Below are 13,779 nucleotides of genomic sequence, written 5' to 3'. Positions count from 1 at the left end.
GGTCACTGAAACGAAGCGCTGTCGACGGCGTGATAGACGTAGCGTCCACCGGTCATCCGCTTGATCTCTTCGAGGTAATTGGAATTCATCACAAACAGGTGCGCGCCTTCCGGCAGCGCATCCATGGCCTCTTGCGGCGAGGACACGCGCGCGCCGCTCAGCGGCAGATAACGCCCCTGCTTGGCCGGGTTGATATCGACTACGCGATCGACCGCAACGCCGGCGCGTTGCAGGTACAGCGAATAGATCACGCCTTTGGACGAAGCGCCCCAGATCGCTGAACCCTGCGCAGGCGCCGAGCGGATGATCTGCACGGCACGGTCGAGACTGGCGCTGAAATCTTCCGGCAGAGTCAGGCGCGGCACCGGTTGTTCGGGTATCAGGCGCAACGTCGACAGATCAGCGACGATGTACAGATATTGGCCGCCGAACAGATGCCCGGCCTCGTGCACCGTGCCGAACATCCGGCGCAGGTCATCGAGGCGGAAATAATTGACGTGTTCGTAGAACAGGTCGAACCAGGCCTTGTGCTCGAGGATCCAGTCCAGGCACGGCACTTCGATATAGATCTGCCCGCCCTGATTGGCCTCGGCGATCACGGCCAGAAAGCTCACCGGGTCTTCGATGTGCTCCAGCACATGACGCAGCACAATGGCATCTGCCGCCAGGCCGAGGCCGCGCGTAAACGGCGCCTTGATCACCTCGGAGTTTTCGCCTTCATAAGCCGGGTCGATGCCGGTAATCGAATAGCCGAGGCCTTTGAGCAGCTCGAGAAAGTAGCCCTTGCCGCAGCCGACCTCGATCAGCTCGCGGCCCTTGAAGTGCTTGCCGATGATGCCTTCGACATCGCGCAGGTGTTGCTGGAACTGGCCGGAGTGCGCCTGCTCGTTCTGATAGTCGGCGTCATAACTGAGCTTGTCGGCATCGAACGCGGCGTTGAAGACCAGACCGCTACGCTCGTCCTGAACAAGGACCATGTCGGCGCTGGCCGAGGCCCGCGCCGATTCGGCATCGGCGAAAGTGCGGTTCTGCAACACCGGCAGGCCGGTGGCCCGGTACAACTCGTGCCTCATGGCGACTCTCCCAATAACTGTTGCAAGCGCTCGGTGACGGCCCAGAACGCCAGCGGTTCGTGGGTCGGATACGGGTAATGGCCGAGGTTCAGATCCAGGGTTGCGCCACGCTCACGCAAGCGCTGTTCGACCAGCGCACGCACCGACACCGGATGGCCGCTGGCGCAGTTGATCACGCCACCAAAGTCGCGCTGATGGAGGATCGCGGCGAGATGACTCGCGGCGGTTTCAATCGCGAGGAAATCGCGCAACTGCTCACCGGCCGACATGTTGAACGACGCCTCGCCGCTATCGATGGCCCGATCCAGCGCGGCCAAAAGGCTGTTGGGGTTCTGCCCTTGACCATGCAGATAGAACAACCGCGCCCACTGCAATGTGAACGGTTGCTCCTGCTGCAGATTCTGCAGAAACAGGTGCAGCGTATGTTTGGCCAGACCGTATGGATTGCTCGGCCGTGGCTCGGTTGACTCGCTGAGCGGACCGCTCTGCATGCCGTATTCGAAGCAGGTGCCGGTCACCAGCACCTGCTGCACACCCGCCGCGACCGCGCATTTGATAAAGCGGTAATCCGCCATCAGGTTGTGCTCGAAATGAAACAGCGCCCGATAGTTCGGCAACCCCGGCCAGGCCAGATGCACGAGTGCGTCGATGCCTTCGGTCAGCGCGACGACATTCAGGTCGGCAGCGTGAATGTCTGCTGCGACGAATTCGACGTGGTTGATCCATGGCATGCCCTGCGCGGTTTCTGCGTTGCGCGCCACCGCGCGAACTTCGCAGCCGCGTTCAAGCAATGCAGCAACCAGATGCCGACCGACAAAGCCCGTGGCGCCAGTGACCAGAACTTTCACAGCACTTTCAACTCAGGCACGGCGATGACGAAGCGCCCGTCCCACTGACGCACCTGCGCCAGTTGCTGACTGACTTCGTGCAGCAGGTTCCAGGGCAGCACCAGCACGTAGTCCGGTTGCTCAATGTCGATCTGCGCTGGCGCAACAATCGGGATGCGACTGCCCGGCAAGAACTTGCCCTGTTTGTGCGGGTTGGCATCGGCCACCCAGGACAGCAGATCCGCTTTGACTCCGGCGTAGTTGAGCAAGGTATTGCCCTTGGCCGCCGCGCCGTAACCGACCACACGTTTGCCGTCGGCTTTGGCCTGCAACAGGAAGCGCAGCAGGTCATGTTTGATGCGTTCGGCAGCAGGCGCGAGGGTCGCGTAGAACTCGGCAGTTGTCACCCCGGCAGCGAGCTCGGCCTGCAGTTGTTGCTGAACTGCCGGGAGAACAGCGCGGCGCTGGCCGTCCTTGCGCTGCACGAATACGCGCAGCGAGCCGCCGTGAGTGCTCAACTGGCTGACGTCGAACACTTCCAGGCCATTGCGCTCGCACAGGGTCTGCACGGCGGTCAGCGACAGGTAGGAATAATGTTCGTGATACAGCGTGTCGAACTGCGCGCCAGCCATCAGCGTCAGCAGTTGCGGAAACTCGAAGGTGGCGACGCCGGTCGGCTTGAGCAACGTCGCGAAGCCGGCGAGGAAATCGTTGATGTCCGGCACATGCGCGAGCACGTTGTTGGCCGCCATCAGGTCGGCGCTCCAGCCTTCGTTGCGCAATTGCGTGGCGGTGTCGCAGCCGAAGAACAGCTCGCGAATTTCCAGGCCTTTCTCGCGTGCAGCCTGTGCGGTGCTGCGAGTCGGCTCGACGCCCAGGCATGGGATCCCGCGCGCGGCGACGTATTGCAGCAGGTAACCGTCATTGGCGGCGATCTCGACCACACGACTGTCGGCGTTAAGCCCGAAGCGCTCACTCATCTCGGCGACATAGCGCTCGGCGTGATTCAGCCAAGTGCTGGAGAACGAACTGAAGTAGGCGTACTCGGCATCGAACAGGCTGTCGGCACTGGTGTAGTCCTCGGTCTGCACCAGCCAGCATTGCTGGCACACCGCGACTTTGAGCGGGACCCATTGCTCGGCCTGTTCCAGACGATCGGCATGCACGTAGGCGTTGGACGGCGGCGAAGTACCGAGGTCGATCAGCGGCAGATTCAGCGGTGCAGCGCACCCACGGCAATTCATAGACGCACTCCAGCAAAGTGTTGATCGAGCGCAGGATGGCTGGAATCGCGCGCTGACAAATTATTGACAGGCAACGGCCAGGCAATCGCCAGCCGAGGATCGTTCACCGACAAGCCGCCCTCGTGCTCCGGCGCGTAATCGGCGCTGTGCAGATAGAGCAATTCGGCGTCGTCGGTGAGCGTCTGAAAGCCATGAGCGAAACCGGCCGGAATCAACAGGCTGCGGCCATCGCCCGCCTTCAAGTGCTCGGCGTGCCAGTGCAAAAAGGTTTCCGACTCAGGACGCAGATCCACCGCAACATCCCAGACTTCACCGCGCAGGCACGTGATCAGTTTGGCTTCCGGGGCGTTGGCATTCTGATAATGCAGGCCACGCACACTGCCCTTCTCGCGGGTGCAGGAGTGGTTGATCTGGCGGATATGAAATTCATTGCCGAACGCACTCAGGCTGCCCTCGCAGAACAACCGGGCGAAGTGCCCGCGCTGATCTTCGAAACGTTTGTGCTGAACGCTGAACAGACCGGCCAATGGCAACGCTTTCAGGGAAAACTCGCTCACAGCGCGCCTCGGTACAGATTCAATTGGCCCAGAGTTACAGCGCGCATGTCATCGCCGTTCTGCCACGCCAGATGCCAGTCGAGGGTCTGGGCCAGGCATTGCTGCAAGGTCCAGCGCGCTTGCCAACCCAGCAATTGCCGCGCACGGCTGCTGTCCAGGCGCAGCAGGCCGGCTTCATGCAGTTCGCTTTTTTCGATACGCAAACCAGGTGCCTGCGGCCAGCGGCTGGCGAGCAATTCGACGACTTCGCCGACGCTGCACATGTCCGCCTCACCGGGGCCGAAGTTCCACGCGCCGGCATACTCCGGACCTCGCTCATAAAGGCCTGCGGCCAATTGCAGGTAACCCGCCAGCGGTTCAAGGGCGTGCTGCCATGGGCGCACGGCTTGCGGGTAACGCAGGGTCACCGGCTCGTCGGCACTCCAAGCTTTGAGCACGTCGGGAATCAGTCGCTCCGGGGCAAAGTCACCGCCGCCCAGCACATTGCCGGCGCGTGCGGTCGCCAGGGCCAAACCATGTTCGGCATGTTTGTCCGCCGGGAAGAACGACGCGGCGTACGACTGCGCGAGCAACTCGCAGCAGGCCTTGCTGCTGCTGTAAGGATCGTGTCCACCAAGGGCTTCGTCTTCGCGGTACGGCCACAGCCATTCCTTGTTGGCGTAGACCTTGTCGGTAGTGACCAGCACGCAGGCGCGCACGCCGCCGACCTGACGAATCGCTTCGAGCAGGTTCAGCGTACCCATGACATTGCTTGAATAGGTGCCGAGCGGATCGCGATAGCCCTCGCGCACCAAGGGCTGCGCCGCCAGATGCAGGACGATCTCCGGTTCGGTCTCGGCGATGATTTCCAGCAAGGCGCCGAGGTCACGCAGGTCGCCGCGTTGATCTTTGATGCCTTCGTGCACGCGCGCCAGTTCGAACAGGCTCGGTTCAGTCGACGGATCCAGGGAAAAACCGCTGACTTGCGCACCAAGGCTTTGCAGCCAAAGGGTCAGCCAACTGCCTTTGAATCCAGTGTGTCCGGTGACCAAGACGCGCTTGCCACGCCAGAACTCCGCACTCAGGCCCATTGCTTCCATGGGGCCTCCCCGCTCTGCCACAGCGCTTCGAGATGGTTCTTGTCGCGAAGGGTGTCCATCGGATGCCAGAAACCTTCGTGCTCGAAGGCTTTCAGTTGTTCGTCCTGAGCCAGACGGGCCAACGGCTCGGCTTCCCAGGTGGTGCTGTCATCGCTGATGTAGGGCAGCACTTTTGGCGACAGCACGAAGAAACCGCCATTGATCCAGCCACCGTCACCACGGGGTTTTTCAGTGAAACCCAGCACTTGGTCACCTTGACGTTCAAGCGCGCCGTAACGACCTGGCGGCTGCACCGCAGTGACGGTCGCCAGGCGGCCGTGAGCCTTGTGATAGTCGACCAGCTCAGCAATATTGATGTCGGACACGCCGTCGCCATAGGTGAAGCAGAACGCCTCTTCATCCTTGAGATAACGCGCGGCACGCAACAGGCGGCCACCGGTCATGGTTTCCTCGCCGGTGTCGATGAGGGTCACACTCCACGGCTCGCTGTAGTTCTGATGGACGTCCATGCGGTTGTTGCGCATGTCGAAAGTGACGTCGGATGTATGCAGGAAGTAGTTGGCGAAGAAGTCCTTGATCGCGTAGCCCTTGTAGCCCAGGCAAATGACGAAGTCGTGGATCCCGTGGGCGGAATACTGCTTCATGATGTGCCAGAGAATTGGCTTGCCGCCAATCTCGATCATCGGCTTGGGCTTGAGGTGCGACTCTTCACTGATGCGCGTGCCGAGGCCACCCGCCAAAATTACTGCCTTCATCGTCTCCCCTCTCGTACGTCACCGGGCTGCGCACTGCTTTTTTGAGCGTCGCAGGCCTTCTGGCCAAACCTTCTGCCGCTACGGGCGCAGGAGGAAACACCGCGAGCGCTCGTTTTATGGCGATTTGCGGGGCACTTGCAGGAAACGCGCCAGCTCGTAGCCGGGTTTTGGGAGATAGCTGATAGAGGCTCGATGGAAGTGGCAACAGAATGACGGACGGGCTGAGGGCGTGGAGGGGCAAGAGATCAAAAGCCAAAGCAAAAGATCGTCCGATCGCAGCCCGAGCCTTCGCCAATTCCAACAGTTGGATCGCGTGCGTCCAGCAAGAAATGGGTCGGCGGTCAGGCCGCCTTCGCGAGCAGGCTCGCTCCCACAAAAGCAAGTGCAAAAGCAAGTGCAAAAGCAAGTGCAAAAGCAAGTGCAAAAGCAAAGCAAAGCAAATCAAATCAAAGCAGCGCAGCTGCCCGCGGCGAAGCCGCCCCACTCAACAATGAGCGCAAGCTCGAGTACCGCTTTTGATCTTGATCCACTGGCGACGTCGGAAGGCTGAGTGGAGGGATTGATCCGGGCGTGGGAGCGTAGCGACCGTTCGACGAAGTCGAACACAGCGGAAGGAGGTGCTGCGAAGCAAACCGGAGCCGCTGCGCCCGGATCAGTCCCGCAGCGAAGGAACCCGAGCCTGCGAGGGCCGAACGTAGGAGCAAGCCTTTTGGGTTACCTTTTTGGCGTTTGAAAAAGGTGACCCGCCGTAAGGGCGGAACCGTAATCAGCAACACCCGCAGAAACGGATCTACACCCAAAACCCCCAACAGCCTGGTCGGCCCAAAGGCCGCCAAGGCCGCCAAGGCCCCAAAAAAAAGGCAACCCCAAAAAGCCGCCTATATAAACGATCAATCCGCCAGCCAGCCATTCTCCCAATACCGCAGATTGTCACCACGCAACACATAATCGCGCATGACCACCTCGTGCAGCTCGTCACCCATGCGATAACTGGCGTCAGGGTCGGCCAGATGCATGCGAATCGCCTGCAGCCACTCATCAGTGCTGTTGGTCTTCACCCGCGTGCACGGCAGATAGCCCTGATAGGCTTCGGTGTCAGTGCAGATGACCGGGTAACCGCAGGCGCCGTATTCCAGCAAACGCAGATTGCTCTTGCAGTCATTGAAAATGTGAAACTCCAGCGGTGCCAGGGCCAGGTCGAGGTTCAGACTGGCCAGCTTGGCCGGATAGACGTCCAGAGGAATCACACCGTGGAACTCGTGCATGTACGGACGCAGGTCATCCGGGCACATGCCAAAGAATACCCAGTCGACTTCGTTGGCCAGCTCACGCACGACATCAGCAATCACCGCCAGATCGCCATGGTGGCTGGTGCCTCCGCCCCAACCCACGCGAGGTTTTTTCGAGGTGCGGCGCTGCCCCCGCAAACCGGTCCAGAGGTTTTGCGCGAGCATGTTGGGGACTACGCGAATGTCGTGGTGCATGTCCGACAGCGCATTGGCCAGTGGTTGAGTCGACACCACCACGCGGTCGCACAGGCTGATCGCCTGGCGCACCATCCGTTCCATTTCCTGCTTGCTGGGCATGTTGCGGATATGCGCATTGCGATGCGGAACATCAATCACATAGTCATCCAGCTCGAAGATGCGCCGGGCATGGCAGAACTTTTTCAGCGGCGGGATTTCATCGATCGCGCCCTGGGAATAGCGCCCTTGCAGGACGATGACATCCGGCGACTGACGCTCGATTTCAATGATCGACGGCAAGCCGTAACGAATACACCCTTCGGCCCGGTTCGCCGCTTCCAGCTCTATCAGCGGCTGACTCATGCGGTAATGGCCAATCGCTGAGGCATTGATCGGCACAGCGAGTACGTTGGGCAATTGCGGCCTGGAGAAAGCAGTCCACCCCGTACGCAGGCCCGGCTCAAGGCTGAAACTCGTCGCGCCGACGCCCTGCAAGGACAGGTTGACATTGAAGGCCGGATCGCGGGCAATGCGCGGCAGCCAGCGCTTGTAGAAGATCTCCTGCTCGTGCACATGTTGCTGGCCTTGCTCAGCTGTCGACTCGACAGTCGGGCGCACGCCCTGAGCCAGCAAGGCATAAGGCGTCCACACTACCAGGTAGCCTTCCTGGCCGATGCGCAGGCACAGATCCACCACGTTCAGCGCCTGCTTCAAATCCTCTTCATCAAGCCCTGCCACCGCCTCGAAAACCGTCTTGCGTACCATCAGGCAATCACCGCCGACCGCACTCAGATCGTGGGCGGCCTGGAGCCGGAACATATAACCGTCCGACTGCAGCGACTGTCCATAAAATGGCAGCCCGACCGCGCCCTGCATCCCCAGAATCATGCCGGCATGCAGCACATAACCATCCGGGTTGAACAACTTGGCGCCGACCACGCCGACTTCCGGGCGCTGCGCATGATTGAGCAGTTCGTCCAGCCAGTCGGCGTGGGTAATCACCGCAAAGGTATTGAGCAGCAGCACATATTCGCCACGAGCCTTGGTCACGGCAAAATTGTGCAGGGCAGCCATGTTGTCCGGCTGCGGGTACGTCAGCACGCGGATCCGGTCGCCACCCAATTGCGCGATGCCGTCCAGCCATGCTCTGGCCTCAGCGGTTTCGCTGCCGTTGTCGACCAGCAGCAGTTCGTATTCGGCGTAGGCAGTTTTTTCCAGCACGGTCTCGACACACCGCTGCAAGGCAGCGGTCTGATCCCGGGTGACGATGATGATCGACACAAGCGGACGGCGCGCGTGCCGATAGTCGACACGATTGAGCAATTGGCAACTGCCACGGCGGATTTCATGGGCAACGCCAATGCGTTGCAGATGCGCTTCGAGCACACGAGGGTTCTGTTCGATGACGCCTGGCTCGGCCAACCACCGCGACAGATCGAATGGCGACTCCAGCAGAACTTCGGCGACATGCCCGATCACTTGGGTGCCGTCGCTTTCGACCATGCGCCACAGCATGTCGTGAGGAGCCAGTTCGGTGAACGTCGTGTCAAAACCACCCAGCGCCAGAAAGCGTTCGCGCTTGAACGCCAAGGCGCGCCCGACATACGGGTAGCTGCGCATCAGATCAAGGTTGAAATCGGGTTTGAAGGCGGGTTCCACGGACTCACCATCGCGCAGACCGCCTTCATCGCTGTACACGCAACCGAGCGACGGCGAGTGCGCAATCCGGTCAGCCATGACCAGCAAGGCCGGCACCATCAGCCGGTCACCGGCCTGCAACAGGTAAAACCAGTCGGCGCCCTCCAGTTGGGGCAACAACGCGTTGATCTGACCCAGCCCGTCACCTTCCAGTGGCATGTGGAATACGCGGCCATCCAGCGTCGCCTCGTTACAGGAAGCGGACAGCACCAGAATCAGTTCAGGGGCATAGTCCTGCCGAGCAAGCGCCTCAAGCGTGCGCTCGACTCCATCGCGACTGCCCTGGGCATCAATGACGATCGGCACTATTCGCGGCTGTTGTGGCCAGGCGGCCAGAGTTTCCGGCAGTAACTTGCGCTGCCCTTCAGTGAGACTGCGGCACTGCAGCCAGTGCGCGTAGAGTTCGGCGAAGCTCCAGCTATCGATGCCGACGCACCACTCCTGGCGACTCTGCTTGGTACCCAGCGTTCGGCTCAGGGGCAGCTCTTCCCAGACGCGCGGCATTACGTCAGCCTTGGTCAGCGGGACATAGCGCACCCAACCCGGCGCTGGCGCCGACTCGCCGCTGCGCGCCTTGAGCATTTGCAGAATCCACTCGCGCTCGACCTCGACCGCGTCTTTCATCGGCTGCTGAGCACTCAAGCGCTCCGGATACAGCCGCTCGGCACTGAGCACGGTGTTCGACATCGCCAGATTGCCGCGCCGCAGCAGGCATACGTACAAGGCGAAATCCAGGGTGGCGACAAAGCAGTGGCCGTCCTGAGTCAGCGCCGGCAACAAGTCGACGAGGTCCGAACGACGAAACAAGGCGCTGGAGAAACCGCCCAGCACATTGACCGGAAATTTTTCGAAGATGCCCAGCAGGTCGTCACCCTTGAACAGACCGCTGGCCGGTGACAACGAAGTGTTTTCCAGGCGCGCCGGCAGAATGATGTCGTCGGCGTCCCAGAATAACCGCTGAGCCAGCACCAGGCTGACTTCCTCACGCAACATCTCGTGCGCCTGCTGCTCGATGCAGGCGGCATAGAGATGATCGTCGTCACACATGAACTTGACGAATTCACCCTGCGCCTGATCAAGGCACGCCTTGAGATTGCCGACCATGCCCAATGTGCGCGGGTTGCGCACATAGCGCACGGCAACACCCGAGCGCTCGGCCACAGCGCTGACAATCCCTTCGATCTCATGACCACGACTGTCGTCGCAGACAATGATCTCAAGAGGCGCGTATGTCTGGCTGACGGCGCTGTTCAATGCCCGCTCGAAAAAGCGCGGATTGAACGCAGGGATGGCAATGCTGACGAGGGGGAGTGAATTCACGGCGGGCTCACAGGCGGTACGAGCCCGCTCGCAAAAACGAGCCCTTGATACCGCAAAAAATCATTAACAGAGGGACAACGTTGGCGGGCGCGCACGCGCCCGCCAATCATCAGATCTTGTTGAACAGCCCCAACTGACTGATCTTGCTGAACGCCAGTTGCGCGGCTTGCAGCATGGTCTGTTGCAGGGTCAGACGGGTCATGACTTCAGCCGGATCGGAATCACGAATCGAACCCTGGGTCGTGCTGTTCGCCGTGGTCAGGCTGTCATTGGTGATGGTCTGCATGTCCAGCGCCTGGCCGCGGGCACCAATGGTGGTGACTGCGGTGCCGATCTGGTTGGAAGCGGCATCGATGTTGCCGAGGCCTGCCTCCATCGCGCCCTGCAATTTCTGCTTGGCAACCGGGTCACCGTCGACTGGCGTATTCAGCGCGGTGATCATCTGGCCCAGGGTGTCGAGCACGTTCTGGGTCTGATGATTGTTCGGCTGGATCGAGAACTGATCACCAGCGGCCGGCGCGCTGCCCAGGGCGAAAGTCACACCGGCAGCGGTGGCGTTACCGCCGGCAACCGTGCCCGAGGAAACCGGCTTGCTGTCGGCCGTCACCGGCGCGGCATACAGATCGAAATCGGTGGCGCTGGTGAACTTGAGCACTGCGCCGCCCTGCGGGAACGCTGCGGTGTAGGCTGCCTGATCGGTGATGGTCGAACCGGTGATCACGCTGGTCGACGGGTTACCCGGATTACGCGTGGTGGTGAACGAGTCCGGCGAGGCCGACAGCTGAAAACTGTGCCCTGCGATAACGGCGTCCGGATTGGTATCGCCAGCCTTCAGGTTGACGTTCAGCTTGAGGTCGACACCACGGAAGCTGACAGTCTGGTTGGCGCCGGTGCTGTTGCTGATCAGGCCATTCTGGCTGGCCTCGGCAGTCACATCGTTACCCAAGGCATCGGTGATTTTCAGCTGGGTGCTGCTGACGAAATCGATGGTATACGGCTGCCCGGCGGTGAACTTGGCGTCGTAGGTGGCGGCAGTGCCGACGGTGCCGTTGGACAGCACGACACGGCCGTCATCCACAGCTGGCGCAGTCATTTTGGTGTTGGTGCGGCCGGTGTTGATGGTCTGCTGGAACGCGTCCCAACCGGTGGTGTTGGTACCCACGGTCATGCCGTCGCCGATGCCCAGATCGATGGTGGTCTGGTCGCCGTTGTAGCTGAACGTGCCGTCAGAATTCTTGGAATACGGCGCGGTATCGGTTTTCGAACCGGAGAACAGGTAGTTGCCGTTGGCATCCTTGGCGTTCATCAGGCCCAGCACTTGCTGTTGGATCTCACCCAGTTCCGAGGCGTATGCCTGGCGGTCCTTGTCGGTGATGGTGCCGTTGTTCGCGGCCAAGGCCAGCTCTTTGGCTCGCGCCAACGCCGTGGTGATCGAATCCAGAGTGGACTCCTGCACGGTCAAGGCGCTTTTAGTGGTGTTGACGTTGGTCTTGTACTGATCGAGCATCGCCGCCTGCTGGCCCAGCTGCAGCAAGCGCCCGGCACCGATCGGATCATCGGCGGCGGTGTTGATGCGCTGCAGGCTGCTCGCCTCGCTCGCGGTGGCAACGGCCTTGTTGAAGTTACGCTGATAATCCGAAGCTTGCGTTCCGTAATACTGGGCGGTGGAAATGCGCATGAATTACGACTCCTTAAAGGCTGTTGATCAGCGTGGCGAAAGTTTCCTGCGCAGCTTTGATGATCTGCGAAGACGCTGTGTAGTACTGCTGGTACTTGACCAGGTTGCCGGTTTCTTCGTCCAGGTTGACCCCGGAAAGCGAATCGCGGGCACCCTTGGCGTTCTCCAGAATCGCCGTGGTCGCGGCGCTGTCGGACTTGCCTTGGGCGGTCTTGGTACCGACGTTGGTCACCAGGGTGTTGTAGGCGTCGGTCAGGCTGATGCCCTTGCTCGCCGAACCGGTGTCCACGGTCTGTTTGGTTTGCAACGCGACCAGTGCCTGGGCGTTGCGGTTGTCCGAAGACGCCGCACCGGTCAGGTTCATGGTGAAGGTCTCGCCGGTTTTCGGCGTGCCGCCCACGGTGGTCTGCACGGTGAAGGTCTTCTGCACGTTCGGCGTGACGGTAGTGTCCATCACCGGGTTGCCGCTGGCATCGACGATGCCGACTTTCAAATTCAGCGTGTTCGACTGGCCAGGCACGATGGTGCCGGTGCCGATGGTCGCGCCCTTGGCGTCGACCAGGTTGTACGACTGGCTGCCACCGCTGGCTGCACCGAATACCAGTTTGACCGGCGTTGAATTCTTCAGCGCCGCCTGCATGTCAGCCTGGGCGGTCGGGTTGTAGATGTCGATCTTGTCGCTGAGCGTCGGCTGAGTGTACGTGCCCAGACCGTTGGCGCTGGCGACGCCGGTCAGCGGACCTGCCGCAGCGATTTTCTTCGGATCACTGAGCACGGTCTGAATGCTCGCCGCCGCGTTGCGGGTCGGCGTGATTTTGAACGAGTCACCCGCGCTCAGCGCGCCGCCATTCAAGGCCAGGGTGAAACCGTCGATCACTGGCGGCGGATTGGTCGTGGTGCTGAATGCGCCCAGATCGGTGCCGTCGGAACGTTTGACGGTGTAATCGGTAGCGCTGGTGAAGGTCACCTGATAATCGCTGGTGGTCAGCTTGCCGGTGTCCTTGATGGTCACATCGAGGTTGCCCGAACCGGCGCTGTTGCCATCCTTCGCAATGCTGCGCTGACTGATCAGGGCGGCACTGTTGATGTTGTTGAAAATCGCCGCGCCGAAGTCACCGTTCTTGTCGATGCCCTGGGCTTGCTGGCTGTTGATCTGATCGGCAATCACCAGGGCCACGCGACCGAGCTCGTTGAGCGATGGGTCGAGGACTTCCTTGCGATAGGTCAGCAGACCGCCGATTTCGCCACCGCTGATCACCGAAGTGATGTCGATGGTGCTCGAACCGCGATCCATCTGGATCGACATGCGCGACGGGTCGGTCTTGCTCGCGACCATGCTCAGGCTGTTGGTGGTGTTGCCGATGACCAGCGGCTGGCCGCTGCCGACATAAATGTCGAAGCTGGTGCCGCGCTCGACGACTTGCGCACCGGTCAGCTCGGAGAGTTGACGCACGGCTTCGTTACGGCTGTCGAGCAGGTCGTTCGGCGCCCCGCCACTGGTGGAGATTTCGCCGATCTTCTGATTGAGATTGGCAATCGCCGTGGCGAGCTTGTTCACCTGGGCAGTCATGTCGCCGAGGCTGCCGTTGATCGTGGTGTTCTGATCGTTGAGCTGCTTGGCCAGGGTATTGAAACGGCTGGTCAGCGCCTGTGCACCGGTCAGCACCGACTGACGCGAAGTGTCATCGGTGGCCGACGTCGATACGCCCTGCATCGAGGTGAAGAATTTCTGCAGTACACCGGTCAGGCCAGTGTTGGTGTCCGACAGCATCGCGTCCAGCGGCGTCGCCTGCTTGAGGAAGGCAGCCGATTCGCTGTCCAGCGACGTCGCGGTGTGCAGCTGCGATTCCAGGTACGAGTTGTACACCCGGCGCACGTCGGCCAGGGTCGTGCCCGTACCGATGAAAACGCTGCCGTACTGCTGCGAGGACTTGGTGCCCTGCACGGTTTGCTGACGTGAATAACCGGCGGTGTCGACGTTGGCAATGTTGTTGCCTGTCGTAGCCAGAGAGGACTGGCTGGCCGACAGTCCCGACATCCCGATATTGAGCAAACTCATGGTTCAGACCTTATTACCTGGTG

9 protein-coding genes are annotated in these 13,779 nt (G+C 61.0%); all 9 read right to left on the bottom strand.

Annotation, left to right across the window (positions count from 1 at the left end; all coding sequences use genetic code 11):
• Nucleotides 1-2 precede the first annotated feature (2 nt).
• Nucleotides 3-1,073 carry a class I SAM-dependent methyltransferase gene (locus PSH90_RS07255; protein ID WP_305382438.1) on the bottom strand — a complete coding sequence of 357 codons (1,071 nt, stop codon included), beginning with the start codon at nucleotides 1,071-1,073 and terminating at the stop codon, nucleotides 3-5.
• Entirely contained in the window at nucleotides 1,070-1,921 is an 852-nt protein-coding gene (locus PSH90_RS07250) for an NAD(P)-dependent oxidoreductase (RefSeq protein ID WP_305382437.1), read from the bottom strand. Before PSH90_RS07250 ends, PSH90_RS07255 begins: the two co-directional genes overlap by 4 nt.
• Nucleotides 1,918-3,144, bottom strand: a complete 1,227-nt coding sequence (locus PSH90_RS07245) for a class I SAM-dependent methyltransferase (RefSeq protein ID WP_258707775.1) — start codon at nucleotides 3,142-3,144, stop codon at nucleotides 1,918-1,920. The genes PSH90_RS07250 and PSH90_RS07245 overlap by 4 nt, the downstream gene beginning before the upstream one ends.
• Nucleotides 3,141-3,701, bottom strand: coding sequence for a dTDP-4-dehydrorhamnose 3,5-epimerase (rfbC, locus tag PSH90_RS07240; protein ID WP_252877683.1), 561 nt, complete (start codon nucleotides 3,699-3,701; stop codon nucleotides 3,141-3,143). The genes PSH90_RS07245 and rfbC overlap by 4 nt, the downstream gene beginning before the upstream one ends.
• A complete protein-coding gene (rfbG, locus tag PSH90_RS07235) occupies nucleotides 3,698-4,780 on the bottom strand; it encodes a CDP-glucose 4,6-dehydratase (RefSeq protein WP_252879641.1) in 1,083 nt (360 codons plus the stop codon). The genes rfbC and rfbG overlap by 4 nt, the downstream gene beginning before the upstream one ends.
• On the bottom strand, nucleotides 4,762-5,535 hold the full coding sequence (gene rfbF, locus PSH90_RS07230) for a glucose-1-phosphate cytidylyltransferase (RefSeq protein WP_041478997.1): 774 nt from the start codon (nucleotides 5,533-5,535) through the stop codon (nucleotides 4,762-4,764). Before rfbF ends, rfbG begins: the two co-directional genes overlap by 19 nt.
• A gap of 890 nt (nucleotides 5,536-6,425) precedes the next feature.
• On the bottom strand, nucleotides 6,426-10,019 hold the full coding sequence (locus PSH90_RS07225; RefSeq protein WP_305382436.1) for a glycosyltransferase: 3,594 nt from the start codon (nucleotides 10,017-10,019) through the stop codon (nucleotides 6,426-6,428).
• A 109-nt stretch (nucleotides 10,020-10,128) separates the two neighbouring features.
• The gene (locus PSH90_RS07220; RefSeq protein ID WP_150636629.1) at nucleotides 10,129-11,697 is read right to left on the bottom strand and encodes a flagellar hook-associated protein 3; all 1,569 of its coding nucleotides are present in this window, start codon (nucleotides 11,695-11,697) and stop codon (nucleotides 10,129-10,131) included.
• Between the two features lie 13 nt (nucleotides 11,698-11,710).
• Nucleotides 11,711-13,756, bottom strand: coding sequence for a flagellar hook-associated protein FlgK (flgK, locus tag PSH90_RS07215; RefSeq protein WP_151550677.1), 2,046 nt, complete (start codon nucleotides 13,754-13,756; stop codon nucleotides 11,711-11,713).
• Nucleotides 13,757-13,779 lie beyond the last annotated feature (23 nt).

It is taken from the genome of Pseudomonas sp. FP1762, from assembly GCF_030687105.1.
GTDB classification, from domain to species: Bacteria; Pseudomonadota; Gammaproteobacteria; order Pseudomonadales; family Pseudomonadaceae; genus Aquipseudomonas; species Aquipseudomonas siliginis.
Note: the sequence above shows the minus strand (reverse complement) of the source record. Positions and strands in the feature narration are given on the sequence as shown.